Origin of the sequence: Streptococcus sp. 263_SSPC, from assembly GCF_001071995.1 — a bacterium.
Taxonomy (GTDB): Bacteria; Bacillota; Bacilli; order Lactobacillales; family Aerococcaceae; genus Granulicatella.
In genome coordinates this window covers 1-1,022 of sequence record NZ_JVNU01000047.1, presented here as the reverse complement: position 1 = coordinate 1,022, position 1,022 = coordinate 1, and the positions used below count along the sequence as shown (strand labels likewise).

Below are 1,022 nucleotides of genomic sequence, written 5' to 3'. Positions count from 1 at the left end.
TTTTACTTTGATTCGTTTGTTGTTGTAATAATCAATATAGTCGACGATTGCCCCCTCAAGTTCCTTTATAGACTTAAATGTCTGCTCATAGCCATAAAACATTTCTGATTTAAGAATGCCAAAGAAAGATTCCATCATGCCATTGTCAGTACTATTACCCTTGCGAGACATAGATGGCTGAATGCCCTTATCTTCTAAAAAACTATGATAAAACTCATGCTGGTATTGCCACCCCTGATCACTGTGGAGAATAGTATTCTTGTATTCTTCTTCTCTAAAAGCTTGTTCTAACATATCCTTTACTTGTTTTAAATTTGGCGAAGACGATAGAGTATACGCTATAATCTCGCTGTTATAACCATCTAAAATTGGTGATAAATATAGTTTTTGATTACTTGTTGGAATAGAAAACTCTGTAATGTCTGTATAGCACTTTTCCATCGGTTTTTCAGCTTCAAATTGGCGTTGAATAATGTTTCCAACTCTCTTTCCAACGGTTCCATGATAAGAAGAGTACTTACGTTTTCTGCGAATACGAGCCTTTAGACCTAACATTTTCATCAGGCGTTGTACCTTTTTATGGTTTACGATGAAACCACGGTTTCTAAGCTCAAGAGTAATACGACGATAGCCATAATTTCCTTTATGCTCGTTATAAATAGTTTCTATTTCGTTTTTTACGGCCTGATTCTTATCTTCTAGGTTTAGCTGCTTTAAGTGATAGTAGTAAGTTGAACGAGCAAGTTTAATAATCTTTAGAAGAATATCTAAAGGAAACTCTGACACTAACTCTCTGACAATCTGCGTCTTTCTTCTTTCTCTTTTTCCTCCTTCAAGCGGAGTTCTCTCAACTTTTTTAGAATGGCATTCTCCGCTCTTAAATACTCATTTTCAGCCTGAAGGCGTTCTAGTTCTGTCATCTCTTCTGGTTTTTTCTTTGGCTTACGTCCCATTTCAGGTACTCTCCCTCTTGTTTTCTCAACAATAGTATACTTATTTTTCTTGTATTGTGCGAGCCAGTT

1 pseudogene is annotated in these 1,022 nt (G+C 35.9%); it reads right to left on the bottom strand.

Going from position 1 to position 1,022, the window contains the following annotated elements:
• A pseudogene (locus ADH02_RS06930) lies at nt 1-1,022 on the bottom strand (IS3 family transposase); the annotation flags it as partial.